The organism is Acidovorax sp. AC410 (genome assembly GCF_979253235.1).
Window position 1 is genome coordinate 2,658,565 of record NZ_CEEDCG010000001.1, and the last position, 26,209, is coordinate 2,684,773.

Consider the following 26,209-nt stretch of genomic DNA (forward strand, 5'->3'; position numbering starts at 1 on the left):
TGCCCGCGCAACTGGTTGGAAAGGCCGGGGCTCCAAAAGGGCCCCGGCCTTTGTACTTGGTGCTTTGTTTTCGCGCTCTGGCGCGGCCTGCCAGGGCCTTGCGAGCGAAGGCCCGCTGCAGCGCCGTAAAATCACCGGTTTTGCGCGCACGCTGCAAAGCCCCCCGGGCCTGTCTGCTGCGCGCCTTCGGCTTTTTCATCCCCCCTTTGCCCGGCCCTGGTCCGCCAGCGCCACAGACGCCATGTTGACATTCCAGCAAATCATTCTGAAGCTGCAGTCCTACTGGGACGCGCAGGGTTGCGCCCTTTTGCAGCCCTACGACATGGAAGTGGGCGCTGGCACCTCGCACACCGCCACCTTCCTGCGCGCCATTGGCCCCGAGCCCTGGAAAGCCGCCTACGTGCAGCCCAGCCGCCGCCCCAAGGATGGCCGCTACGGCGAGAACCCCAACCGCCTGCAGCACTACTACCAGTTCCAGGTGGTTCTGAAGCCGGCACCGGCCAACATCCTGGAGCTCTACCTGGGCTCGCTCGAAGCGCTGGGCTTCGATCTCAAGAAGAACGACATCCGCTTCGTCGAAGACGACTGGGAGAACCCCACCCTGGGCGCCTGGGGACTGGGCTGGGAAGTCTGGCTCAACGGCATGGAAGTGACGCAGTTCACCTACTTCCAGCAGGTGGGCGGCATCGACTGCAAGCCTGCCACCGGTGAGATCACCTACGGCCTGGAGCGCCTGGCCATGTACCTGCAGGGCGTGGACAACGTCTACAACCTGACCTGGACCGAGGGAGCGGACGGCTCGAAATTGAGCTATGGCGACGTCTACAAGCAAAACGAGGTGGAGCAGTCCACCTACAACTTCGAGCACAGCGACGCCGACTTTCTGTTCACCGCCTTCAACGCGCATGAAAAGCAGGCCAAGCACCTCATGGAGCAGCAGCTTGCCCTGCCGGCCTATGAGCAGGTGCTCAAGGCCGCGCACAGCTTCAACCTGCTGGATGCGCGTGGTGCCATCAGCGTGACCGAACGCGCGGCCTACATCGGCCGCATCCGCAACCTGGCGCGCGCCGTGGCGCAAAGCTACTACGAGAGCCGCGAGCGCCTGGGCTTTCCCATGGCACCCCGCGAATGGGTGGAACAAATGCCCAAGAAAGCCGCCTGAGCCACCGCCGGAGCCCCTGAAAAATGACAACGCAAAATCTTCTGGTCGAACTGTTTGTGGAAGAGCTGCCTCCCAAGGTGCTCAAGAAGCTGGGCGACGCCTTTGCCGGCGTGCTGGCCGAGCAGCTCAAGGCCCTGGGCCTGGCCACGCCGGCCTCCGCCGTGACGGCCTTCGCCTCGCCCCGCCGCCTGGCCGCCCATGTGACGGCCGTGGCCGGCAAGGCCGCCGACAAGGCCGTGCAGCAAAAGCTCATGCCCGTGACGGTGGGCCTGGATGCCAGCGGCAATGCCACGCCCGCGCTGCTCAAGAAGCTGCAAGCCCTGGGTGCGGACCTGTCCGACCCGGCAGCGGCCGTGGCCGCCTTGAAGCGCGCTCCCGACGGCAAGGCCGAGGCGCTGTTCTATGACAGCGTGGTGCCCGGTGCCACGCTGGAAGAGGGGTTGCAGAAGGCGCTGCAGGAATCCATTGCCAAGCTGCCCATCCCCAAGGTCATGAGCTACCAGCTCGAGTCCGACTGCGAACTGCCCGGCTGGACCAGCGTGAACTTCGTGCGCCCCGCGCATGGCCTGGTGGCGCTGCATGGCAGCACCGTGGTGCCCGTGAAGGCGCTGGGCCTGAAAGCCGGCAACAGCACCCTGGGCCACCGCTTCGAGGCGGCCGTGTCGCCCGTGGTGTTCCAGGACGCCGACAGCTACGCTGCCACGCTGCACAAGGACGGCGCGGTGATCGCTTCGTTCGCCGAGCGCAAGGCCGAGATCGCGCGCCAGCTCGCTGCTGCCGCCGCCAAGGTGGGCAATGGCGCCCGCCCGATCGAAGACGACGCCCTGCTCGACGAGGTGACGGCCCTGGTCGAGCGCCCGAACGTGCTGACCTGCGCGTTCGAGCAGGAATTCCTCGACGTGCCGCAGGAGTGCCTGATCCTCACGATGAAGGCCAACCAGAAGTACTTCCCGCTGCTCGACGCGGCCGGCAAGCTGACGCACCAGTTCCTGGTGGTGAGCAATATCAGCCCCGAGGATGCGAGCTTCGTGATCGGTGGCAACGAGCGCGTGGTGCGCCCGCGCCTGGCCGATGCCAAGTTTTTCTTCGACCAGGACCGCAAGAAGACCCTGGCCTCGCGTGTGGACGGCCTGTCCAAGGTGGTCTACCACAACAAGCTCGGAACACAGGGCGAGCGCGTGGAGCGCGTGCGCGCCATCGCCAAGGCCATTGCCGGGCAACTGGGCGATGCCACGCTGGTGGCGCAGGCCGACCAGGCCGCGATGCTGGCCAAGACCGACCTGGTGACCGACATGGTCGGCGAGTTCCCTGAGTTGCAGGGCACCATGGGCCGCTACTACGCGCTCAACGACGGTCTGGGCGAGGTGGTGGCCGACGCCATCGAAGACCACTACAAGCCGCGCTTTGCCGGCGACACGCTGCCGCGCAATACCGCTGGCGTGGTGGTGGCCCTGGCCGACAAGCTTGAAACCCTGGTAGGCATGTTCGGCATCGGCAACCTGCCCACGGGCGACCGCGACCCGTTCGCGCTGCGCCGCCACGCGCTGGGTGTGATCCGCATGCTGGTCGAAAAGAATCTGCCGCTGGACCTGAACGCCCTGCTGGCCGGCGCCGTTCCGGCCTTCGGCGACAAGATCACCGATGCCTCGGCCGCGCTGGCCGACTTCATCTACGACCGCCTGGCCGGCAGCCTGCGCGAGCAGGGCTACAGCGCCCAGGAAGTCGACGCCGTGCTGGCCCTGCGCCCGCAGCGCCTGGCACTGGTCGAAAAGCAGCTGGCCGCCGTGCGTGCCTTTGCGGCGCTGCCCGAAAGCCCGGCCCTGGCCGCCGCCAACAAGCGCGTGGCCAACATCCTCAAGAAGGCCGGCGAGGTGGATGCGCACGTCAACCCCGAGCTGCTGCAGGAGAAGGCCGAGCAGGATTTGTATGCCGCGCTGCAGCGCTTCGTGCCCGAAGCCAACGCGCAGTTCGACGCGGGTGACTACACGGCATCGCTGCAGACCCTGGCCGTGTTGCGCGCCCCGGTGGACGCCTTCTTCGACGACGTGATGGTCAACGCCGAGCAGATGGATCTGCGTCTGAACCGCCAGGGCCTGCTCAAGAGCCTGCACGACGCGATGAACCGGGTAGCCGACCTCTCCCGCCTGGCGGCCTGACCTGCTAGGCTGGCGTCTGTCACAAGGGGTATTCCCATGAAACTCGCCATCCTGGACCGCGACGGCACCCTGAACCCGCTGGGTGAGGATTTCATCACCTCGCCCGAGGAGTGGACGGCCATGCCCGGCGCGTTGGAAGCCATTGCACGTCTGAACCACGCCGGCTGGCATGTGGCGCTGGCCACCAACCAGCCGGGTCTGGGGCGCGGGCTGTTCGACGTGGTGGCGCTCAACGCCATCCACGCCAAGATGCACAAGCAGCTGTCCGCCGTGGGTGGGCGCATCGACGCCGTGTTCTATTGCCCCCATGCGCCCGACGAAGACTGCGCCTGCCGCAAGCCCGGCCCGGGTCTGCTCGAACAGATCAGCGACCGCTACGGCGTGGAGCGCAACGACGTGCAGGTGGTGGGCAGTTGCCAGGCGCACCTGCAGGCAGGGGCGGCGCTCGGTGCGCAACTGCACCTGGTGTGCACGGGCAGTTCCGCCGGCGTGGTGCCGGGCCAGGCGCTGCCGCCCGGCTATCCCCCCGGCACGCAGGTGCATGCGAGCCTGGCGGCCTTCGTCGAGCAACTGCTGCCGGCGGCGCCCCTGATGGCGGTCTGATCCTTCGCACAACCCTTGTGTCCACCGGGCGGCCGCGCTGCGGTGGGCACCGCAAGACCCTCACACCATGGCCCTGATCCGTTCCATCATCCACCTGATCTGGATGGCGACCACCGTCATGCCCTATGCGCTGGCCATCATGCTGGGCACGCTCTTTGGCGTGCGTGGCCTGCCGCTGTACCGCATCGCGGCCGCATGGCTGTCGCTGTGCATCAGCGGCGCGCGCGTGCTGCTGGGGATACGCGCCGAGGTGACGGGCATGGAGAACCTGCCGCAGGGCGAGCACGAGGGGGCGATCCTGCTGGTCAAGCACCAGTCGACCTACGAGACCTTCCTGATGCCCACGATCATGCCGCACCCGCTGGCCTACGTGTTCAAGAAGGAGCTGCTGTACGTGCCCTTCTTCGGCTGGGCCATCGGCCGGCTGGACATGATCCACATCGACCGCAGCCAGCGCGCCCAGGCCTTCAACAAGGTGGTGCAGCAGGGCAAGGACCTGCTGGCCAAGGGCATCTGGATCATCATGTTCCCCGAAGGCACGCGCATCGAGCGCGGCCAGAAGGGCACCTACAAGACCGGCGGCACCCGCCTGGCCATCGACACCGGCGCACCGGTGGTGCCGATTGCCGTGACGTCCGCCAAGGTGTGGGGCCGCAAGGCCTTCGTCAAGCGGCCCGGCGTGGTGGACGTGTCCATCGGCAAGCCCATCCCCAGCGTCGGGCGCGAGCCCGAAGAGCTGATGCGCGAGGTCGAGGACTGGATCGAGGCCGAGATGCGCCGCCTTGACCCCGAGGCCTACCCTGCAGCCCGCTGAGCACCGGCCATGATGCAGCGGCTCGTGCAACTGGCGTTGGACTTTTTCGACACCCCGCCTGCCAGCCCCGCACCGGCGCCCAAGGCGGTCGAGCCACCGCCGGCGGCCCAGGTTCCCGTGGCCGCACCGCCCCGGCCCGTGGGTCCGCCTGCGGTCCCGCTGCCTTCGCTGCTGTCGCCCGCCGAGTTCCGCCACCCCGAGGCCAAACGCGAGTTGCTGCTGGGTGAGGCCGTGGTGGCGTATGCGCTGCAGCGCGCGCGCCGGCGCACCATCGGCTTCAGCGTGGGGCCGGACGGCCTGTCCGTGCGCGCGCCCAGCTGGGTCACCCTGGCTGCCATCGATGCGGCGCTGCGCGAAAAGTCCGACTGGATCGTGCGCAAGCTCGGCGAGGCGCGCGAGCGCCAGCAGCGCATGGAGGGCGGGCGCATCGTCTGGGCCGACGGCGCCGTGCTGCCCTACCTGGGGCGGCCAATCACCGTGGTGCTGGACCCGGCACACGGCTTCAGCGGCCGTGGTGGGCAGCTCAAAGCCATCGCCCCGGCCGAGGGCCCGGATGCACCGCTGGCCTCGCGCCTGCACATCGGGCTGCCGCACAGCGCCGGGCCCGCGCAGATCCGCGATGCCGTGCAGGCCTGGCTGATGCGCGATGCCAAGCGCCATTTCACCGAGCGGCTGGAACACTTTGCGCCGCTGCTGGGCGTGCGCTGGACCAGCCTGCGCCTGTCGAGCGCGCAGACCCGTTGGGGCAGCGCCAAGGCCGACGGCTCCATCCGCCTGAACTGGCGCCTGCTGCACTACCGTCCTGCCGTCATTGACTATGTGGTGGCGCACGAGCTGGCCCACCTGCGCGTGATGGACCACAGCCCGCGCTTCTGGGACACCGTGGCCACCGTCGTCCCGGACTATGCAGCCCTGCGCAACCACCTGCGCGACGAGCCCGCCCCTCTCTGGGATTGAGCGCGCCCAGTACCGGGGTAAGCCGGGCGCGGCAAAATGGCGGAAACAATGCTCGCGCGTCCACCATGATCCCTCTGCAGCTCTTCGACCCCGCTTCCAGCACCTACACCTACGTGCTGCACGACCCCGCCACGCGCCAGGCCGTCATCATCGACCCGGTGGATGAGCACCTCGACCGCGACCTGGCCGCGCTGCAGTCCCTGGGCCTCACGCTGCGCTGGACGCTGGAGACGCACACCCACGCCGACCACATCACGAGTGCCGCACGCCTGGCCGAGCACACGGGCGCGCAGACGGCGGTGCCGGCAGGCTGCGACATCGGCACGGCGGTTGTGCAGCTCCAGCATGGCGACACCCTGGCCTTCGGCGGCGAGACGCTGGAGGCCCTGCACACGCCCGGCCATACGTCGGGCAGCATGTCCTACCGCTGGCGCAACCATGTGTTCACGGGTGATGCGCTGCTCATCAACGGCTGCGGCCGCACGGACTTCCAGTCGGGCGACGCGGCCGAGCTCTACCGCAGCATCACCGGCGTGCTGTTCGCATTGCCGGGCGACACCACCGTCTGGCCCGGCCATGACTACCAGGGCCGCAGCCACAGCAGCATCGCTGTCGAGAAGGCCGGCAATGCGCGCGTGGCCGGCCGCAGCGAGGCCGAATTCGTCGCGCTGATGGACTCGCTCAACCTGCCGCGTCCGCGCCGCATGGACGAGGCCGTGCCCGCCAACCAGCACTCGGGCCAGCGCCAGGACGCCGATGGCGCCGCGCTGCAGGCCCCGCGCGTCGCCGAGGGCTATGCCGGCGACGTGTCACCAGCGCTGGCCTGGCAGTGGGTGCAGGACGGCCAGGCCGTGCTGGTCGACGTGCGCAGCGATGCCGAGCGCGAATGGGTGGGCCAGGTGCCCGGCGCCGTGCCCGTGGCATGGAAGCAGTGGCCCGGCATGGCCATGAATGCCGACTTCGATGCCCAGATCCGCCTGGCCGTGCCCGAAGGCGGGCGCGTGGTGCTGCTGTGCCGCAGCGGCGTGCGCTCCGTGGCGGCCGCGAAGCGTGCGACCGAGTTGGGCATCACGGCTTACAACATCCTCGAAGGCTTTGAGGGCGACGCCGACGGCCAGGCCCATCGCGGGCGCAAGGGCGGCTGGCGCTACCGCGGCCTGCCATGGCGCCAGGGCTGAAGACAAGGCGCCATGAAAAAAGCGGGCCATATGGCCCGCTGTTCGTTGGGGAGCGCTGTGCGCTCAGAGTGGCGGAATGCGCAGCTTCTGGCCGGGGTAGATCTTGTCGGGGTGCGTGAGCATGGGCTTGTTGGCCTCGAAGATCTGGGGGTACTTGTTGGCGTCGCCGTAGAACTTCTTGGCGATGGCCGAGAGCGTGTCGCCGCGCACCACGTCGTGGTATTGCGCCTCGGGCTCGGGGTTGGTCACGTTCATCAGGTTCTCGACACTGGTGACGCTGGCCACGTTGCCGCAGCACAGGGTGACTTTTTCCTTAGCCGCCTGCGTGGGGGCATCGCCCTTGACGGTGACCTTGCCCTGGCTGCCGTCGAACGCCACCTGCACGTTGGTCGCGCCCAGGTTCTGCGTACCGATGTAGGTCTCGATGGCCTTGGCGGCCTTGGCGTTGAGTTCTTCCGGCGATGGAGCGGCGGCCGTTGCGGCCTGTGCTTCCTTGCCACCGAACAGCTTTTCGCCGGCTTCCTTGATGAAACTGAAAAGACCCATGTCGTATCTCCTAAGGTTGCAGAAACAGGAAGGGCCACTGTAGCGGGAAAGTGCGACACCCTGGTGTAAGACGGGCGCGCGACACGATTTTTCACATTGGCAGGCTGTCTCCGCTGCGACGGGCGCCGCGGCGGCCTTTGCCGGGTGCTCCCGGTGTACCTGGCCAAAACTCGGGATAATCCGCCGCATGACTTTTCTGGCCATCGACGTCGGCAACACCCGGCTCAAATGGGCGTTGTACGACGCCTACCGCCCCGGGGCTGCGCTGTTGGCGCACGGCGCCGAGTTCCTGGACCATATCGAGAAGCTCGCCGAAGGCAGCTGGGCAGCCCTGCCGGCGCCCGAGCGCATGCTGGGCTGCGTGGTGGCGGGCGATGCCGCCAAGCGCCGCGTGCAGGAGCAGATGGAACTGTGGGACGTGGGCCCCCAGTGGGTGGTGTCCTCGGGCGAGGAGGCGGGGCTGGTCAACGGCTACGACCACCCCTCGCGCCTGGGTTCGGACCGCTGGGTGGCCATGATCGGTGCGCGCCACCACGTGCTGGCCCAGGGGCCTGCGCGGCCGCTGGTGGTGGTGATGGTGGGCACGGCGGTCACTGTGGAGTGCATCGATGCGCACGGGCGCTTCCTGGGCGGTCTCATCCTGCCGGGCCACGGCATCATGCTGCGCGCGCTGGAGACCGGCACCGCCGGCCTGCACGTGCCCACGGGCGATGTACGCATGTTCCCCACCAACACCAGCGATGCACTGACCAGCGGCGGTACCTACGCCATCGCCGGTGCCGTGGAGCGCATGGTGCAGCATGTCATCCAGCACTGCGGCGAGGAGCCGGCCTGCATCATGACCGGTGGCGCGGGCTGGAAGATGGCACCGAGCATGACCCGCCCTTTCGAGCTGGTGGACAACCTGATCTTCGACGGCTTGCTGGAGATCGCCTCCAGGCGCTTTGCCGGCTCTTAGCCCTCGGCAGAATCAATCTTCGAGCTCGGCGCGCGCCATCTCCACATCCAGGCGTTCCATCGCATCGGCAGACTCGCAGGCAGCGGCCTTCTCGTAGAGCTGGGTCGCCTCCTTCATTTTCTTGTCGCCTTCGAGCATCACCAGCGCGTTGGCGTACTCGACCATGGCGATGGCCGAGCCGGGGTTGAGCTTGAGCGCTTCCTGGAACAGCTTGAGACCCGTGTCTTTCTTGGCGCCATAGGTCATGCCGCCAATCAGCGAACCCACCTTGTCGATCACCTCGGCGTGGAAGGCGCCCAGGGCAATGCGGGCATCGGCGTGCTTGGGTGCCAGGGCGATGGATTTTTCGAGCGATTCCTTGACCTTGCCGCCCAGGCCCTGGGCCAGGGCCTTGGCCACGCTGATGCCCTGGCTGTAGCGGCCCAGGGCATAGGCATGCCAATACCAGGCGTTGGCATTGCCCGGGTCTTCGCCGGCCTGGGCTTCGGCGCGCTCGGCCACCTGGGTGAACAGGTCCAGGCGGGTCTTTTCCTTTTGTTCGAGGTAGTTGGCGTAGATGGCCGTGGCCTTGTTGGCCACGGTGATGCCAGGGCCGCCCGCTGCCAGGCCGGCGGCGGTTGCCTTCTCGAAGTCGCCGCTGTGGAACAGCGCCCAGGCCTGCAGCACGGCAGTGTCCTTGGGGCAGGGTTCGGCGTCGCCGCTGTGCAGTCGGGCCCAGTGCTTCTTGACGCTCGTGGCATCGAAGCTGTAGTCACCCGCATGGGGAAAAGGGGTCCATTTGGCCATGGTGCGTCTCCTGTGGTTCTTGGGGTCGGGTGTGGGGGGATGGGCGCGCTGGTGCTCAGCCCGGTGCCGTGGCATAGGCGCCGACGAGTTCCAGCAGGTGCGCGCGCTGCCCGCTTTCCAGGTAGGGCATCAGCAGGTTGAGCACGTGGTGGGCTCCGCGCAGCAGGGCCGCCTGGGCGCTCTCGGGCTCCAGCGCGCGGCGCGGGTCGCGCACGTACTCGAAGCTGAGCCAGTAGGTCAGCACCACCACCATGCTGGTCGCGGTGGCCTCCAGCTCGCGCGTGTCGATGTGCAGCGCGTCGGAGCGGCCCATGCCGTCCAGCATGGCGCGCACCGCGCGGGTCTTGTTCTTGAGGATGGCCTGGAAATGCGTTTCCAGGCGCCGGTTCTTGGACAGCAGGTCGTTGAGGTCACGGTACAGGAAGCGGTACTGCCAGATCAGCTCGAACAGCGTGTGCATGAAGAACCAGGCGTCCTCCACGTTGCGCACCCCGTCGGCGGCGGCGAGCAGCTCGGTCAGCGACTGTTCATAGCGGTCGAACAGCGCATTGATCAGCTCGTCCTTGGCCGGGTAGTGGTAGTACAGATTGCCGGGACTGATGCGCAGCTCGGCCGAGATCAGGGTGGTGGAGACGTTGGGTTCGCCGAACCGGTTGAACAGGTCCAGCGTGACTTCCAGAATGCGTTCTGCGGTGCGTCGCGGCGCTTTCTTCACCATGTGTGCGGGCCCTCTTCGCGTCGTTTGGGATCGGTGTTGGGATGTCTCTGGGGGCTACTCTAACCGAGCCGCAGATGCTGCACTGCATCAATATTGGCATGTCCTTAGAACCTGTTTCCATGTCCTGCGGCAAGGGGCCCCAACGAAAAAACGGCTGGCACGCACTGGGCGTGTCAGCCGTTGGCAGCAACGGGCCGGTCGGGGCGGCCCATTGGCAGGGGACGATCAGTTGGAAGCGGCAGGTGCCGAGGCGGGGGAGGCGGCCTTGGCGCTGGCCTTCTTCGCGGGGGCTGCTGCCTTCTTGGCAGGAGCGGCCTTGGTGGCCGGCTTGGCTGCGGCCTTGCGGGGCGCTGCGGGCTTCTTGGCGGCGGCCTTCTTCGCGGGGGCGGCTGCCTTCACTGCGGCCTTGGCTGGTGCCTTGGTCGAAGCGGCCTTGCCGGTGCCCTTGGTCAGCGCGTCCACGCGCGCCGTCAGGGCTTCCAGGTCACGCGCCGAGGGCACGCCGAGCTTGGACAGGGCCTTGGCCACGCGGTCTTCGAAGATGTTCTCGAGCTTGTCCCATTGGCCCTGGGCCTTGGATCCGATGTCGCTGGCCATGGTGGTCACGCGGCTCGTCGCTTCGGAAATCTTCTCTTCGGCCACGGCCTGGGTCTTGCGCTGGATGGACAGGCCTTCCTTGACCAGGGACTCGAACACCTTGCCGCCTTCTTCCTGGGCCTTGGAGAAGGCACCCAGGCCCGCCAGCCAGATCTGCTGGGCCGAGTCCTTGACGGTGCTCGACAGTTGGGCATTGCTCTTCTTGTTGTCGGCGCTGAGTTTCTGCAGTTTCTTGACCATGGGGCCTCCGGTATGCGGGTGGGTGTTGGGGGTTGCCAGTGCCGGGTGGCTTTGGCGCATGGCCGAACTGTACGCCGCGCGGCAGGCCAGGTGTAGGCGCGCGCTCCTAAAAACGTAGAGCGCAGCGTCTAAGGCTGCGCGGGTTTGTGCTGAATCGGTCGGCGATGCGCTTGGGCAAGAATGAACAGATCTCACAGGAGTTTTTCATGCAGTATTTCGTGACGGGAGCGACGGGGTTCATTGGCAAGCGGCTCGTGAAGAAGCTGCTGGAGCGCAAGGGCGCCGTGGTGCACTTCCTGATCCGGCGCGAAAGCGCGGACAAGGTGGCCGACCTGCGCAGCTACTGGGGCGTGTCGGCCGCACGGGCCGTGCCGGTGTTCGGCGACCTCACGGCCAAGAAGCTTGGCGTGGCCTCCGAGGACGTGAAGAAGCTCAAGGGGCAGATCGACCATTTCTACCACCTGGCAGCGGTCTACGACCTCGGTGCCGACGAAGAGACCCAGGTGGCCGTGAACATCGAGGGCACGCGCAATACGGTGGACCTGGCCAAGGCCATCGACGCCGGGCATTTCCACCATGTCTCGTCCATCGCGGCTGCCGGCCTGTACGAGGGCGTGTTCCGCGAGGACATGTTCGAGGAGGCCGAGGGCCTGGACCACCCCTACTTCCAGACCAAGCACGAGAGCGAGAAGATCGTGCGCGAGGACTGCAAGGTGCCCTGGACGGTGTACCGCCCGGCCATGGTGGTGGGCGACAGCACGACCGGAGAGATGGACAAGATCGACGGCCCCTATTACTTCTTCAAGCTGATCCAGCGCCTGCGCCAGCTACTGCCGCCCTGGATGCCCACCGTGGGTCTGGAAGGCGGGCGCGTGAACATCGTGCCGGTGGACTTCGTGGTCAACGCGCTCAACGTCATCAGCCACCAGAAGGACATCGGCAAGAAGTGCTTCCACCTGGTCGACCCGGTCGGCTACCGCGTGGGCGACGTGCTCGACATCTTCAGCCGCGCCGCGCATGCGCCGCGCATGAACCTGTTCATCAATGCCGCGCTGCTGGGCTTCATCCCCAAAAGCATCAAGAAGAGCCTGATGGCCATGGCACCCGTGCGCCGGGTGCGCAACGCTGTCTTGAAGGACCTGGGCCTGCCCGAGGACATGCTGACCTTCGTCAACTACCCCACGCGCTTCGACTGCCGCGAGACCCTGGCGGCGCTCAAGGGCTCGGGCGTGACCTGCCCCAACCTCAAGGACTATGCCTGGCGGCTGTGGGACTACTGGGAGCGCAACCTCGACCCCGAGCTGTTCATCGACCGCAGCCTCAAGGGCACGGTGGCCGGCAAGGTGGTGCTGGTCACGGGGGGATCGTCGGGCATCGGACTGGCGACGGCGCACAAGTTCGCCGAGGCGGGCGCCACCACCGTCATCTGTGGGCGTGACCAGGACAAGCTCGACGAAGCCTGCGCCGAAGCTCGGGCCAAAGGCTACGAATTCATCGCCTATGCCGCCGACATCGCCGACATGGCCGATTGCGACCGCTTCGTGCAGCTCCTGATCGACAAGCACGGCGGCGTGGACTTCCTGATCAACAACGCGGGTCGCTCCATCCGCCGTGCCATCGAGTCGAGCTACGACCGCTTCCACGACTACGAGCGCACCATGCAGCTCAATTACTTCGGCTGCCTGCGTGTGACCATGGGCTTTCTGCCCGGCATGGTGGCCAAGCGCAAGGGCCATGTGGTCAACATCAGTTCCATCGGTGTGCTGACGAATGCGCCGCGCTTTTCGGCCTATGTGGCCAGCAAGGCGGCCCTGGACGCCTGGACGCGCTGCGCCTCAAGCGAGTTCGCCGACCAGGGCATTACCTTCACCACCATCAACATGCCGCTGGTGCGCACGCCCATGATCGCACCGACCAAGATTTACAACAACGTGCCCACCCTGAGCCCCGAGGAGGCGGCCGACATGATCGCCCAGGCCTGCATCTTCAAGCCGGTGCGCATCGCCACGCGCCTGGGCATCACCGGGCAGATCCTGCATGCGCTGGTGCCGCGCGTGGCGCAGATCACGATGAACACCAGCTTTCGCATGTTCCCGGATTCCACCGCCGCCAAGGGCAGCAAGGACGCCAAGCCGCAGCTGTCGGCCGAGGCGGTGGCCCTGCAGCAGATGATGCGCGGCATCCATTTCTGATGGCCTTTTCACCCGCCCCGGCAGGCCCGTGTTGAACTCTGTTACCGGGTAACCGGGCGGGGTGGGATAATCGCGGGTTCTGCCGAGCAGGCATTTCACACAGCCCACCCTATGATTCTGGTTACCGGCGGCGCGGGTTTCATCGGCGCCAACTTCGTTCTTGACTGGCTTGCTGCCTCCAGCGAGCCCGTCGTCAACCTCGACAAGCTCACCTACGCGGGCAACCTGCACAACCTGGACAGCATCCAGGGTGATGCACGCCATGTCTTCGTGCAGGGCGATATCGGCGATTCCGCCCTCATCACCCGCCTGCTGGCCGAGCACAAGCCGCGTGCGGTGGTCAACTTCGCGGCCGAATCGCATGTGGACCGCTCCATCCATGGGCCCGAGGACTTCATCCAGACCAACATCGTCGGTTCCTTCCGCCTGCTGGAGGCCGTGCGCGCCTACTGGAGCGCGCTGCCCGACGATGACCGCGAGGCCTTCCGCTTCCTGCACGTCTCCACCGACGAGGTATACGGATCGCTCGCGCCGACCGATCCGGCCTTCGCCGAGACGCGCGGCTTCGAGCCCAACAGCCCCTACAGCGCCAGCAAGGCGGCCAGCGACCACCTGGTGCGCGCCTGGCACCACACCTATGGCCTGCCGGTGCTGACCACCAACTGCAGCAACAACTACGGGCCCTACCACTTCCCCGAGAAGCTGATCCCGCTGATGATCGTCAACGCCCTGGCCGGCAAGAACCTGCCGGTGTACGGCGACGGCATGCAGGTGCGCGACTGGCTCTACGTGAAGGACCACTGCAGCGCCATCCGCCGTGTGCTGGAGGCCGGTACCGCTGGCGAGACCTACAACGTGGGCGGCTGGAACGAGAAGCCCAACATCGAGATCGTGAACATGGTCTGCAGCCTGCTCGACGAGCTGCGCCCCCGTGCCGACGGCCAGAGCTACCGCACCCAGATCACCTATGTGAAGGACCGCCCCGGCCACGACCGGCGCTACGCCATCGACGCGCGCAAGATCGAGCGCGAGCTGGGCTGGAAGCCCGCCGAGACCTTCGACACTGGCATCCGCAAGACGGTGCAGTGGTATCTGGACCATGCCGACTGGGTGGCCAGCGTGCAGACAGGCGCCTACCGTGATTGGGTGCAGACCCAGTACGCGCAGGAGCCCGCAGCCGTTGCGGACGCCAGCGCATGAACATCCTGCTCCTGGGTAAAGGCGGCCAGGTCGGCTGGGAACTGCAGCGCAGCCTGTCCGTGCTCGGTACCGTGACGGCGCTGGATTTCGACAGCGCGGAACACTGTGGTGATTTCTCCAACCCGGCCGGCGTGGCCGAGACGGTGCGCGCCCTGCGCCCTGACGTCATCGTCAATGCTGCCGCCCACACCGCCGTGGACAAGGCCGAGAGCGAGGCGGACTTCGCGCGCACGCTGAACGCCACCACCCCCGGCGCCATTGCGCAGGAGGCGGCGAAGCTCGGCGCCTGGCTGGTGCATTACAGCACCGACTATGTGTTCGACGGCAGCGGCAGCCGCCCCTGGGTGGAGACCGATGCGCCCGCGCCCCTGAGCGTCTACGGCCGCACCAAGCTCGAAGGCGAGCAGCTCATTGCCCAGTCCGGTGCCAGGCACCTGATCCTGCGCACCAGCTGGGTGTATGCCGCACGCGGCGGCAATTTCGCCAAGACCATGCTGCGTCTGGCCCAGGAGCGCGAGCGCCTGACGGTGATCGACGACCAATGGGGCGCCCCGACCGGCGCGGACCTGCTGGCCGATGTGACGGCCCATGCCATCCGCCACCTGCAGCAGCGCCCCGAAGATGCGGGCCTGTACCACCTGGTGGCGGCCGGCGAAACCAACTGGAACGAGTACGCGAAGTACGTCCTGTCGGTTGCGGCCCGGCACCCGGTGGCTGAAAAGATCATCGCCAAGGAAGTGGCGCCTGTGCCGACCAGCGCCTTCCCCACCCCGGCCGTGCGCCCCCACAACTCGCGCCTGGACACCACCAAGCTGCGCAGCACCTTTGGCCTGACCCTGCCCCATTGGCAGACGGGCGTGGCGCGCATGCTCACCGAGATTCTTTGAAAAAATACCCCATGACGGCACGCAAAGGCATCATCCTCGCTGGAGGCTCCGGTACCCGGCTGCACCCGGCCACCCTGGCCATCAGCAAGCAATTGCTGCCGGTGTACGACAAGCCCATGATCTACTACCCGCTGAGCACGCTGATGCTCGCGGGCATCCGCGACATCCTGGTGATCAGCACTCCGCAGGACACGCCGCGCTTCGAACAGTTGCTGGGCGATGGTAGCCAGTGGGGCATCAACCTGCAGTACGCGGTGCAGGCGAGCCCGGACGGTCTGGCCCAGGCCTTCGTGATCGGCGAGTCCTTCCTCGATGGTTCACCCAGTGCCCTGGTGCTGGGCGACAACATCTTCCACGGCCACGACTTCCACGAGCTGCTGGGCAGCGCGGCGGAGCGCACCGATGGTGCCACCGTGTTCGCCTACCACGTGCATGACCCCGAGCGCTATGGCGTGGCCGAGTTCGATGCCAACGGCAAGGTGCTGTCGCTCGAAGAGAAACCCAAGGTCCCCAAGTCGAGCTATGCGGTGACGGGCTTGTACTTCTATGACAACCAGGTGGTGGAGCTGGCCAAGGGGCTCAAGCCCTCGGCCCGGGGCGAGTACGAGATCACCGACCTGAACCGCCTGTACCTGGAGCGCGGCCAGCTGAATGTGGAGATCATGGGCCGGGGCTATGCCTGGCTCGACACCGGCACGCACGAGAGTCTGCTTGAGGCCGGCCAGTTCATCGCCACGCTGGAGCACCGCCAGGGCCTCAAAATTGCGTGCCCTGAAGAGATTTCCTGGCGCAGCCAGTGGATCGACAGCGCGCAGTTGGAGCGGCTGGCCCAGCCGCTGACCAAGAACGGGTACGGCCAGTACCTGATGCGCGTGCTCAAAGAAAAAATCTACTGAAAATCGCTCTCCCCATGCAAGCAACCCGACTGGCCATTCCCGATGTCGTGCTGATCGAACCCAAGGTGTTCGGCGATGCGCGCGGCTTCTTCTACGAGAGCTTCAACCAGCGTGCCTTCAACGAGGCCACCGGTACCGACCACCAGTTCGTGCAGGACAACCACAGCCGCAGCGCCCGCGGCGTGCTGCGCGGCCTGCACTACCAGGTCCAGCAGCCCCAGGGCAAGCTGGTGCGTGTGGTGCGCGGCGCCGTGTTCGACGTGGCGGTGGACATCCGCAAGGGCTCGCCCACCTTCGGCCAGTGGGTCGGCGAGGAACTGAGCGAAGACAACCACCGCCAGCTGTGGGTGCCGCCGGGCTTTGCGCACGGCTTCCTGGTGCTCAGCGAGACGGCGGAGTTCCTGTACAAAACCACCGACTACTACGCGCCGGCGCATGAGCGCTGCATCATCTGGAACGACCCCTCCATCGGCATCGAATGGCCCGACATCGGCGCCAATCCGCTGCTGTCGGCCAAGGACCAGCAGGGCCTGACCCTGGAGAATGCGGAAGTCTTCGCTGCTGCTGCCGCCCGCTGACGGCGGCCCGTGGCGCACCTGAAAAGCCCGGCATGACCCTGCATGTGCTCCTGTGCAGCCACAACGGGGCACGCTTCATTGCACAGCAGATTGCCTCCATCCGGGCCCAGTCGCGGGCGGTGGATGTGATCCACGTCTTCGACCATGCCTCGGACGACGGCACCCGTACGGTGCTGGCGCAGCTGGCACAGGAAGCTGGCGGGGCGCCGCTCGAACTGCACTGGGTTGACGCCGCTCCCGGCCCGGCAATGTCCTTCTTCAACGCCATGGCGCAGTTGGCGCCCCGGGTCGCTCCGGGTGACAAGCTCTTTCTGGCCGACCAGGACGACGTCTGGCTGCCCGGCAAGGTGGCAGCCATGCTGGAGGCTGCCGACCGGCAGCCCCAGCCCTGGGCGCTGTTCCATGACGTGCAGGTGGTGGACGAAGCGCTTGCGCCCCTGCAGCCCACTTTCTATACCGGCAACCCCTATGCCGTGCCCCGTGACCTCGACGTCCGGCGCCTGCTGCTGGTCAACCCGGTGATCGGGCACACGCTGGTGCTCTCGGGTGACATGCTGGCCTGCGTGGTTCGCCTGCCCGAGCCGTCGGCCTATGTGATGCACGACTGGGCGGTGGCGCTGGTGGCTCAGCGCATGCAGCGCCTGGTCTGCGTGCCGCAGTGCCTGTCGCTGTACCGCCAGCATGGCGCCAACCTGCTGGGCGCAGCGCGCCAGCGCTCGCTGGGCGAGCAGCTGCGGCGCGGCATGCAACTGGCCGAGCGTGTGCTGGGGCAGGCCATGGCCTGGGCGCGGGCGCAGCCGGGCGGCCTGCTGCCAGCCGCATCCCCGGCGGCCCGAGTGCCCGGCTGGCTGTCGCAGCCCTGGGCCGGCCGCAGTCGGGCGCGGGTGGCGCTGCACCTCGCATGGCATGCGCTGGTGTCGGGGCCCACGCTGCGGCGCCGGGCCATGGGGCTCTTCCTGCTGCTGCAGGCGCTGCGCCCGGTACCCCGGGGCACCAGCCCATGAGCGATTCCTCCAGGGGGCGGCTTCGCATCGCAGTCATCGGTACCGATGGCCTGCCGGCGCGCTATGGCGGCTTCGAGACCTGCGTCGAACAACTTGCGCCCCGGCTGGCGCGACGGGGGCATGCCACCCTGGTCTTCGGCTCGGCGGTGGGCCGCACGGCATTCGCCGCGAATAGCGAGCGCTTGACCCATCGCTACCTGCCGCTGCGCGCCAACGGCTTGTGGTCGGTGCCCTACGACCTGCTCAACTTCCTGGTGTGCTGGCGCAGGGTGGATGCCATGCTGGTGATGGGCGTGTCGGGCGGCATCTTCCTGCCCTTGCTGCGCCGCATGGCCGGCCGGCGGCGCATCATCGTGAACGTGGACGGGCTGGAGACCCGGCGCGACAAATGGACCGGGTTCAAACGCTGGTTCCTCGAGCGCAGCGAGGCCCTGGCCGTGCGCTGCGCGCACGTGGTGGTCAGCGACAACCAGGGCATTGCCGACATGGTGCAGGCCCGGTACGGCCGCGCCAGCACGGTCATCGCCTATGGCTGCGACCATGTGCTGCAGTTGCCTGAGGGGCAGGCGCATGCGCTGCTGAAAGAGCGCTTCGGACTGGCGCCTGGAGGCTATCTGCTCACAGTGGCACGCATCGAACCCGAAAACCACATCGCCGAGATGCTGCAGGCCTTCCTCGCATCGCCCCTGCTTCTGTATGTGCTGGTGGGCAACTTCAGCGCCACGCCGCTGGGGCGCGAGCTGCTGGCGCGCTACCACGGTGAGCCGCGTGTGCGCTTCATCGACTCCCTGTTCGACCCCGAGGCGCTGGCAGCCCTGCGCGCCGGCTGCCATGTCTATCTGCACGGGCACAGCGTGGGAGGCACGAATCCCTCGCTGGTCGAGATGCTTCCGTACCAACGGCCGCTGCTGGCCTTTGATTGCAGCTTCAATCGCCATACGCTGGACAACCAGGGGGGCTATTTTGCCGATGTACCGGCGCTCACACGGCAGTTGCAGGCCCCGCAGGAACAAGCGTGGCTGCCAGGGCCGGCGTTGGCGGGGCGCTACCGTTGGGAGGCGATTGCCGATGCCTACGAGGCGCTGTGCTGCGGGGCGGCTGCTCCATGAAGCCGCGCGTCCTGGCCTGCGTGGTGGCCTACCACCCGGATGTCCACCGGCTGTCGGCGCTGATTGCGCGCCTGCAGCAGGAGGTGGCGGATGTGCTGGTCGTCGACAACGGCCAGTCCATTGACCCCACAGCGGCGCCCTGGTCGGACATGGCCGCCGTGCAGTGGCATCTGGCGCCAGGCAACCTGGGGGTCGGGGCGGCGCTCAACCTGGCCCGCCAGCGGGCGCTGGATGGCCCCTGCGATTTCCTGCTGACCTTCGATCAGGACTCTCTGCCGCCCGCAGGGTATGTGGCTGGACTGCTGGCGGTGTGGTCGCATGCGGGGGATGCCGCCAGCAGTTGGGCCGCGCTCGGGCCCGCCATCCGCGACGAAGCCACGGCAAGGCCATTGCCTGTTCGGCGCGTGGATCCGTGCCTGGGCCTGGTGGTGTCTGCGGACCCCTGGTCCGTGCAGCAGACAGTGGCGGTGGACCACGTCATCACCTCCGGCTGCCTGTACCCGGTGGCAGCCCTGTCTGCCGTGGGGCCGTTCAGGGGGGATTGGTTCGTGGACATGGTCGATACCGAGTGGTGCTGGCGTGCCCGCCACCGGGGCTGGACGGTGCAGCAAACCGGGGCGGTCGTGCTGCAGCACACCATCGGCAAGGCGGGCGTAGCGGTGCTGGGGCGCCAGGTGCTGGCGCATCCGCCGCAGCGCATCTACTTCCAGGTCCGCAACACGCTGTGGCTGTTGCGTTCGCGCAGCGTACCCAGGGGCTGGCGCCGCAGCTTGCTCGCCCCGCTGGCGCGCAAGCTGCTGCTGCAACCCCTGCTGCCCGACCAGCGGCTGGCGCGCGTGATCGCCGTGGTCCGGGGTGCGGTGCATGGGCTGTTGCGACGCCCGCCTGGGTAGGCGGGGCGCTGGAAAGATGCCGCATGGGTGTGACCGGTGCCGCAGCAATGCGCAATATTCCGGATGCAGGAGGGCTTTGTGGTGCAACAATCCGTTGCCGTTGCGTGGGTAAGCGCATGATCGTGGCTGCATACGACAGAATATAGAATTGCAGACCCGCTTTGAGGGCCGCTGCGGCGGGCCTCAGGCAATAAATCCCACAGACCTGGTCTCTGCCCTGGCATCCACGGCGGTCCTTTTCATTGGCGATGGCCTGGCCTTCATCGAAGGTGTGGCTGCCGCCAGCGAGGGCCCGGCCCTTGCCGTGCCTGCGCCTTTTTTGCGGATGCACGCCGGTGGTTTCCATGCGCCACAGACCGTCCCCACGTTCCTTTCCTGATCTGAATGCACAACATGCACCCTAGCGAGGCTGAGATCATTCCCTACCACGCCTCTCCCGTGCCTCCCGCCCCGGGGGGCGTGCTCGTACTGGCACCGCATCCCGATGACGAGGTTTTCGGATGCGGCGGAGCCATCACCGGGCATCTCCAGGCGGGGCATCCCGTGCATGTCGTCCTGCTGACCGCCGGCGGGCACGGTGAAGAAGGCGCCGGCAACAGCTATGCGGATACCCGTCTGTCCGAAAGTGCCGAGGCAGCCCGCGTGCTGGGACTGCCGCCACCCCAGTGCTGGGACCTGCCGGACCGCGAAATCACCTATGGCGAAGCGCTGGTGCACAGGATCATCCAGGCGATTGGCGATACTGGTGCCGACGTGGTGTATGCCCCGTCGCCCTGGGAGCTGCACCCCGACCACCGCGCCACGGCGCTGTGCGCCATCGAGGCCGTGCGCCGGCTGGAGGGCGTGGGCCTGCACCTGTACGAGGTGAGTGCGCCGCTGCGGCCCAACCGGCTGCTGGACATCACCCCCGTCTGGGCGCTCAAGCAGCAGGCCATGCAGGTCTTTGCCAGCCAGGAGAAGAAACTTCCCTACGCGAGCTTCATCTCCGCGCTCAACCGCTTTCGCGCGCTCACGCTGTTCCCCGCGGCGGAATATGCCGAGGCCTTCGAGAGCTATACCTCGGCAGAACTGCGTGCCGGTGGCCCACTGCTGATCGAGGGTGAAAAGCAGCGCCTGCTGGGCCGCGGCGTGGCCGTGCTGCCGCAGGATGTGCCGCTGGTGTCGGTCATCGTGCGCACCATGGGCCGCCCCACGCTGGCCAAGGCGCTCGGGTCGGTGGCACTGCAGACCTACCCGCACCTGAACATCGTGCTGGTGGACGCTGCCGGCGACGGCCTGCCCGGTACGCCGTGGGCCGGTGGCCCGGTGCCCGTGAGCCTGGTCTCGCAGGGCAGAAAGCTCAGCCGCGCGCTGGCGGCCAATGCCGGCATGGCGGCGGCGACCGGCGAGTACCTCATCTTCCTGGACGACGACGACTGGTTCTACCCGGACCACATTGCCAAGCTGGTGCTGGCCGTGCGCCAGAGCACCACCGTCAAGGCGGTGCATACGGCCGTGGAATGCGTCGATGCCCAGAGCGAACCCGTGGGCGAGATCTTCCAGTTCTCCTATGCCTCGGGCGAGCTGCGCTACGGCAACTTCATGCCCATCCACGCGGTGCTGTTCCACCGCAGCCTGGTGCAGGCCGGTGGCGCCGCCTTCGACGAGCGCTTCGATCTGTACGAGGATTGGGATTTCTGGCTGCAGGTGGAGCGCAGCACGCCGTTCCAGTTCGTGCCCGGCGTCTCGGCCGCCTACCGCATCCATGCCGGAGCGGGTGAGGGCGTGCAGGCCGACCGCCAGCGCGCAGCCGATGCCACGGCGCAGCTCTATGCCAAGTGGCAGGTGCTGCAGTCGAAGCAAACGTTCGAAGAGCTGGTGACGCGTTCTCTGTCTCGGCGCAGCCTTCTGTCCCAACTGGCGGAGCGTGCCAAGGACGTGACGCGCCTGGCCGACGAACGCCAGCGCCTGACCCAGGAGTTGGTCGGTCAGCAGCAGCAGGCCCTGGCCGCGCAGCAGGCGGCAGACAAGGCCCGCCAGGACGCGCACCACCTGGGCGAAGCGCACGAGCTGGCCTGCGCCGCACGCGACCTGGTTCAGGAAGAGCGCGACGCCACCATCGCGGAACTCCATGCTGTGATGCGTGAGCGGGATCTGGCCAACCAGCACGGCGCGAACGTGCTGGACCTGTACACCGACGCCCAGGCGCACATCGGTTCCCTGGAGGCTTCCGCCGCCGCGCTGGGTGCCGAGATCGCGCTGGCGCGCAACCATGCCCACAACCTGCAGACCATGCTGGACGCTACGCAACACCAGTTGCGCCTGGTGACGGGCTCGCGCTCATGGAAGGTCACCCGGCCGCTGCGCCTGGTGGTCCGGTTGCCGCGCTACGCCAGGAGCGTCGTGGCGGCCTATTCGGTCGCGCGCAGCCGGGGTGTGGGCCTGTCGCACCTGGTCAAGCGCACGGCGTCGGTTTTGCGCACCCAGGGCGTGCAGGGTGTGCGCCAGCGCCTGCGGCGCATGCTGCATGGCTCGGGCCACGAACTGGAAGCGCTGGATACCGGTGCGCCCGTGCCGGATGCGGTGGCCGGTGCCGCACCACGCAGCTATGCCGACTGGGTGGCGAAATACGACACCATGGACCCGGTCAGGCTTTCGCGGCTGGTGGCCGAAGTGGCCGAACTGCCGCGCAAGGCCCTGGTCTCCATCATCATGCCGGTCTACAACCCCGATCCGCAGGACGTGGGTCGCGCCATTGCCTCGGTGAAGAACCAGGTCTACCCGCATTGGGAGCTGTGCATCTGCGACGATGCATCGACCAAGGCGGGCACGCGCGCTCTGCTGGAGGCGGCAGCTGCCGAGGAGCCCCGCATCCGCCTGGCCTTCCACGAAAAGAACCAGCATATCTCGGCGGCGACGAACACGGCCATCGCCCTGGCCAAGGGCCAGTACATCGCCCTGCTCGACCACGACGACGAGCTCACGCCGCATGCGCTGCTGCGCGCCATGCAGGCCTTTGCGCGCAACCCGCAGGGCAAGGTGCTGTACTCCGACGAGGACAAGATCGACCAGACCGGTCGGCGCTTCGATCCCTACTTCAAGCCCGATTTCAACCTGGGCCTGCTGCGCTCGCACAACTACATGTGCCACTTCGCGGTCTATGACGCGGACTTCATGCGCCAGCTCGGTGGCCCGCGCGTGGGCTTCGAGGGCGCACAGGACTACGACCTGGCGCTGCGCGCCGTCGACAGCGTGGCGCCGGAGGCCGTACTCCATGTGCCGCAGATCCTTTACCACTGGCGCACGGCGACCGGCAGCACGGCTTCGGGCCACGGCAACAAGAGCTATGCCTTCGAAGCCGGCCGGCGTGCCCTGCAGGAGCACCTGCAGCGCCGCGGCCTGCAGGGCGAGGTGCTGGAAGCCCCCGAGGCATCGGGCATGTACCGCGTGCGCTGGGGCATTCCCGCCAACCCGCCGCTGGTGAGCATCGTCATCCCCACCCGCAACGGCGAGAAGATCCTGCGCCAGTGCCTCGATAGCCTGGTGCAGACCCGCTACCCCAACTACGAAATCATCGTGATGGACAACGGCAGCGACGAAGCCGCTTCGCTGCAGCTGCTGGCCGAGCGCACGGCATCGGGGCAGATCCGGGTGCTGCGCGACGATGGGCCGTTCAACTTCTCGGCCATCAACAACCGTGCGGTACACGAAGCCACGCGCGGCGAGTTCGTGCTGCTGATGAACAACGACATCGAGGCCACCCACCCCGAGTGGCTCGACGAGATGGTGGGCCCGGCGCTGGAGCCCGGCGTGGGCTGCGTGGGCGCACGGCTGTGGTACCCCGATGGCCGCATCCAGCACGCGGGCGTGGTGCTGGTCTGCGGCGTGGCCGGCCATGCGCACAAGCTGCTGGCCCGCGGCCAGCACGGCTACATGGGCCGCGCCGTGCTGGCGCAGGACTTCGTGGCCGTCACGGCGGCCTGCCTGCTGCTGCGCAAGTCCATCTACGAAGAGGTCAGTGGCCTGGACGAGAGCCTGGCCGTGGCTTTCAATGACGTGGACTTCTGCCTGCGCGTGCGCGAGGCGGGTTACCGCAACCACTGGACGCCCTATGCCGAGCTGATCCACCACGAGTCCGTCTCGCGCGGCTACGAGGACACGCCCGAGAAGCAAAAGCGCTTCAACTCGGAAGTGAAGATCCTGCAGACCCGTTGGCCCGCCTTGCTGGCCAACGACCCCTGCTACAACCCCAACCTGACCATCGACGCCGAAGACTTTTCGCTGGCCTGGCCGCCCCGGGTTTCCTGAGGCGGTGCCCGTCGCCGTCCCTGCTCCATGACCGTTTTCCTCCTTGAACCATCGTATGAGCCGACTTGACTCTCTTTTGCCGCTGCTGGCCTGCCCGCGTTGCGGTTCCAGGCTGAACCAGCACCCGAGCCAGGTGGTGTGCGGTGGCTGCGGCACGGCCTATCCCCTGCGCAATGGGGTGCCCGTGCTGTTGCCGGAAACCATCGAGGAAGCGGGCACGGGCGAGGCGTCGGTGGACGATCCGGTCTCGCGCCATCCCTACAGCCAGGAGTCGCTCAGGATCATCGAGGAGCACCGGGGCGAATGGGTGCTGGACCTGGGTGCGGGTGGCAAGCTGCAGCGCTGGGACAACGTGGTGCAGATCGACATCTTCCGCTACCCCATGACGGACGTGGTCGGCTCCGCCGACCGGCTGCCGTTCCGGGACAACAGTTTTGGCGCAGTGATCAGCCAGGCGGTGTTCGAGCACCTGCAGTACCCCCAGGCGGCGGTGGAGGAGATCCGCCGCGTGCTCAAGCCGGGTGGGGTGGTCAAGATCGACACCGCCTTCCTCCAGCCAGAGCACGGTTACCCCCACCATTTCTACAACGCCACCGAGACCGGCCTGCGCGAGTGGTTCCGCGAGTTCGACCTGCGCTGGAGCGGCGTGGAGCCCCACCAGCATCCAAGGTGGTCGCTGAGCTGGTTTCTGGGTGTCTACCTGGACCGTCTGCCTGCCGATGCCGCCGCGCTGCTGCGTGCCACGCCGCTGGGCGAGGTGGTGGATGCTTTGCAGCGCTCCGGCACGGGGGCGGCACAGCCGCAGGATGCCGCCATCATGGATGCACTCGCTGCGCTGCCGGAACACCATCTGCGTACGCTGGCTGCGGGGGTTTCCATCCGTGCGGTCAACCCCCCCAAGACGCTGTCTTGTGCTTCGGAACCTGCGCTTGCAGGCGCAGCATCTGTCGTGGCCACCGACCTGGATCGCAAGCTGGCTGCCGCGCGCATGGACATCGAGCATCTTCGCGCGGAACTGGGCATGGTGCGTGAACAGCAGTTGCTCGCCAACGACCAGGCGCGTTACCTGGCGCAGTACTACCGGCTCATCGCCGATGCGGGCGAAGATGCCCCCCTGGCAGCGGGGCGGCGAGCGCATGCCCTGTTCCACGCGAAGAACATGGTGCGCGCCGTGGTGCCGCCAGGCCTGTGGCGCTCCATGAGGGATGGCTGGCGCTCGTTGTCTGGCGCAGGCGCGGCGCAGGGGGGCATGCAAGCAAAACCATCCCAGCCGGTGGCCGCGCCATTCGTCTCCGCGGTAGTGCAGCCATTCGACGTGGCAGCCCTTACCGCCACCTTCTTTTCGCTGGTGCGCCAGACCTACACGGGCTGGGAGCTCCTGCTGCTGGGGCACCCCGACCAGTCCCCTGCAGTGCGCCGGGCCATGGAGGACTTTGCCCGGCTGGACTCGCGGCTGACCATCGTCCCCCGGCCGGAGACTGCCGACGCGTATGCCTGGCGCGGGCAGTACCGGCTGGTGCTGCAGGAAGGCACCACGCTCGCCTTCAACGCCTTGCAGGAGGTGTTCACGCTGGTCAAGGCACGGCCCGATACCCAGGCCATCATGGCCGACTACGTTGCCGTTCTGGGGCGCGATGACGTGATGCCGCCCGCACGCTGTCTGAGCGCGCCGGTGCCTCAGGCCGATTGTTCGTTTTCCGTCCTCGCGCCTTGCGTGCTGCTGGCAGGTGACGCGTTGCGCCGAAATGGTGCGGGTACCATCATTGACTTGAACTATCGCCAGGTAGCCCATATCCCATTGGTGCTCTTTCACCTGTTGCAAGAGCAGTCATTCCGTGCGCGTCACATCCCTGTGATGCGTTGAAGATCCACACTATCTCGCTAGACCTATGAAGAACATTGCACGAAAGATCACGCTCGCCGCCGCCATGGTCGCGGCGGTTCCATGGCTTGCTGGCTGCGCCACCCAGCAGCCCGCTGCCGGCGCGGGGACTGCCCAGGCGGCATCCGCCCCGCTGAACATCGTGTTCGAGTCGGCGGCCCTGGAGTCGAAGATGGTACAGATTGGTGTGCTTACCAACTTCAAACGCTATTGGCAAGCCCATGTGGACCGCAATTGGGGTGTGCGCTACGATCTCGAGCATGGGATCGACCCCAAGCGGACGGATTCCAAGTTCTATGCGGACTACCATGCGAAAGCCTGGATCCTGAAATCGTTCAAGGTGCATGATGTCACCCAGGATGGCAAGAATGCCAGCATGGAAGTGGAACTCACGCTGGTCGATCCGACCGGGAAAAAGCCGGACTCCAACTTCCGCACCTCCGATATCTGGGAGACCGTGGATGGGCAGTGGAAGCACGTCAATCTCGACGCGGTTCTGAAGTCGCGCTGATGAGGGGCCGTGGCAGCGCCGCAAGGGTCAGGCGGGTGGGTCCGCCGGCCCTCTG

Annotated in this window: 22 protein-coding genes and 1 pseudogene; 19 read left to right on the plus strand and 4 right to left on the minus strand. The window is 67.1% G+C overall.

The features are described from left to right. Positions 1–241 precede the first annotated feature (241 nt). The 7 genes and pseudogenes from glyQ (at position 242) to AC0IZS_RS12495 (ending at position 6,870) form a co-directional block, all read left to right on the plus strand. On the plus strand, positions 242–1,162 hold the full coding sequence (gene glyQ, locus AC0IZS_RS12465; RefSeq protein ID WP_057200239.1) for a glycine--tRNA ligase subunit alpha: 921 nt from the start codon (positions 242–244) through the stop codon (positions 1,160–1,162). Positions 1,163–1,185: 23 nt separating this feature from the next. Next, entirely contained in the window at positions 1,186–3,318 is a 2,133-nt protein-coding gene (glyS, locus tag AC0IZS_RS12470) for a glycine--tRNA ligase subunit beta (protein WP_471635902.1), read from the plus strand. A 36-nt stretch (positions 3,319–3,354) separates the two neighbouring features. Next, a complete protein-coding gene (gmhB, locus tag AC0IZS_RS12475) occupies positions 3,355–3,921 on the plus strand; it encodes a D-glycero-beta-D-manno-heptose 1,7-bisphosphate 7-phosphatase (RefSeq protein WP_471635903.1) in 567 nt (188 codons plus the stop codon). Between the two features lie 67 nt (positions 3,922–3,988). Beyond that, a complete protein-coding gene (locus AC0IZS_RS12480) occupies positions 3,989–4,735 on the plus strand; it encodes a lysophospholipid acyltransferase family protein (protein WP_471635904.1) in 747 nt (248 codons plus the stop codon). Positions 4,736–4,747: 12 nt separating this feature from the next. After that, the gene (locus AC0IZS_RS12485; RefSeq protein ID WP_471639511.1) at positions 4,748–5,692 is read left to right on the plus strand and encodes a M48 family metallopeptidase; all 945 of its coding nucleotides are present in this window, start codon (positions 4,748–4,750) and stop codon (positions 5,690–5,692) included. Between the two features lie 65 nt (positions 5,693–5,757). Then, positions 5,758–6,258: pseudogene (locus AC0IZS_RS12490) on the plus strand (MBL fold metallo-hydrolase); the annotation flags it as partial. A 120-nt stretch (positions 6,259–6,378) separates the two neighbouring features. Then, on the plus strand, positions 6,379–6,870 hold the full coding sequence (locus AC0IZS_RS12495; RefSeq protein ID WP_471639512.1) for a rhodanese-like domain-containing protein: 492 nt from the start codon (positions 6,379–6,381) through the stop codon (positions 6,868–6,870). Positions 6,871–6,933: 63 nt separating this feature from the next. Here the strand turns inward: AC0IZS_RS12495 and lysM are convergent, their stop codons facing one another. Beyond that, positions 6,934–7,416: a peptidoglycan-binding protein LysM gene (gene lysM, locus AC0IZS_RS12500; RefSeq protein ID WP_322594595.1), complete on the minus strand. Its 483-nt coding sequence runs from the start codon at positions 7,414–7,416 to the stop codon at positions 6,934–6,936. A gap of 187 nt (positions 7,417–7,603) precedes the next feature. Here lysM and AC0IZS_RS12505 point away from each other — a divergent pair, with 187 nt between their 5' ends. After that, the gene (locus AC0IZS_RS12505) at positions 7,604–8,374 is read left to right on the plus strand and encodes a type III pantothenate kinase (protein ID WP_471635905.1); all 771 of its coding nucleotides are present in this window, start codon (positions 7,604–7,606) and stop codon (positions 8,372–8,374) included. Between the two features lie 12 nt (positions 8,375–8,386). Here AC0IZS_RS12505 and AC0IZS_RS12510 read toward each other — a convergent pair whose 3' ends face one another. From AC0IZS_RS12510 to AC0IZS_RS12520, 3 genes are all read right to left on the minus strand, one after another. Beyond that, positions 8,387–9,160, minus strand: coding sequence for a hypothetical protein (locus AC0IZS_RS12510; RefSeq protein WP_471635906.1), 774 nt, complete (start codon positions 9,158–9,160; stop codon positions 8,387–8,389). A 55-nt stretch (positions 9,161–9,215) separates the two neighbouring features. Beyond that, the gene (locus AC0IZS_RS12515; protein WP_057200023.1) at positions 9,216–9,878 is read right to left on the minus strand and encodes a TetR/AcrR family transcriptional regulator; all 663 of its coding nucleotides are present in this window, start codon (positions 9,876–9,878) and stop codon (positions 9,216–9,218) included. Between the two features lie 225 nt (positions 9,879–10,103). Then, positions 10,104–10,715, minus strand: coding sequence for a phasin family protein (locus AC0IZS_RS12520; RefSeq protein ID WP_471635907.1), 612 nt, complete (start codon positions 10,713–10,715; stop codon positions 10,104–10,106). Positions 10,716–10,921: 206 nt separating this feature from the next. On the opposite strand from AC0IZS_RS12520, the gene AC0IZS_RS12525 reads away from it, so the two are divergent. From AC0IZS_RS12525 to AC0IZS_RS12575, 11 genes are all read left to right on the plus strand, one after another. Further along, positions 10,922–12,907 (plus strand): SDR family oxidoreductase, encoded by a 1,986-nt coding sequence (locus AC0IZS_RS12525; protein WP_471635908.1) that lies wholly within the window; start codon positions 10,922–10,924, stop codon positions 12,905–12,907. Positions 12,908–13,018: 111 nt separating this feature from the next. After that, positions 13,019–14,107 (plus strand): dTDP-glucose 4,6-dehydratase, encoded by a 1,089-nt coding sequence (gene rfbB, locus AC0IZS_RS12530; protein ID WP_471635909.1) that lies wholly within the window; start codon positions 13,019–13,021, stop codon positions 14,105–14,107. After that, positions 14,104–14,994, plus strand: a complete 891-nt coding sequence (gene rfbD, locus AC0IZS_RS12535) for a dTDP-4-dehydrorhamnose reductase (RefSeq protein WP_471635910.1) — start codon at positions 14,104–14,106, stop codon at positions 14,992–14,994. The genes rfbB and rfbD overlap by 4 nt, the downstream gene beginning before the upstream one ends. Positions 14,995–15,005: 11 nt before the next feature. Continuing rightward, positions 15,006–15,890 (plus strand): glucose-1-phosphate thymidylyltransferase RfbA, encoded by an 885-nt coding sequence (gene rfbA, locus AC0IZS_RS12540; RefSeq protein WP_471635911.1) that lies wholly within the window; start codon positions 15,006–15,008, stop codon positions 15,888–15,890. Positions 15,891–15,904: 14 nt separating this feature from the next. After that, a complete protein-coding gene (rfbC, locus tag AC0IZS_RS12545; protein ID WP_471635912.1) occupies positions 15,905–16,468 on the plus strand; it encodes a dTDP-4-dehydrorhamnose 3,5-epimerase in 564 nt (187 codons plus the stop codon). Between the two features lie 32 nt (positions 16,469–16,500). Beyond that, entirely contained in the window at positions 16,501–17,472 is a 972-nt protein-coding gene (locus AC0IZS_RS12550) for a glycosyltransferase (RefSeq protein ID WP_471635913.1), read from the plus strand. Further along, positions 17,469–18,581 carry a DUF1972 domain-containing protein gene (locus tag AC0IZS_RS12555; protein WP_471635914.1) on the plus strand — a complete coding sequence of 371 codons (1,113 nt, stop codon included), beginning with the start codon at positions 17,469–17,471 and terminating at the stop codon, positions 18,579–18,581. The genes AC0IZS_RS12550 and AC0IZS_RS12555 overlap by 4 nt, the downstream gene beginning before the upstream one ends. After that, complete coding sequence (locus tag AC0IZS_RS12560; RefSeq protein ID WP_471635915.1) at positions 18,578–19,474, plus strand: glycosyltransferase family 2 protein; 897 nt, start codon at positions 18,578–18,580, stop codon at positions 19,472–19,474. Before AC0IZS_RS12555 ends, AC0IZS_RS12560 begins: the two co-directional genes overlap by 4 nt. Before the next feature lie 393 nt (positions 19,475–19,867). Further along, entirely contained in the window at positions 19,868–23,761 is a 3,894-nt protein-coding gene (locus tag AC0IZS_RS12565; RefSeq protein WP_471635916.1) for a glycosyltransferase, read from the plus strand. A gap of 55 nt (positions 23,762–23,816) precedes the next feature. Beyond that, a complete protein-coding gene (locus AC0IZS_RS12570; RefSeq protein ID WP_471635917.1) occupies positions 23,817–25,625 on the plus strand; it encodes a methyltransferase domain-containing protein in 1,809 nt (602 codons plus the stop codon). Positions 25,626–25,650: 25 nt separating this feature from the next. Beyond that, a complete protein-coding gene (locus AC0IZS_RS12575) occupies positions 25,651–26,154 on the plus strand; it encodes a hypothetical protein (protein ID WP_471635918.1) in 504 nt (167 codons plus the stop codon). Positions 26,155–26,209: the final 55 nt, after the last annotated feature.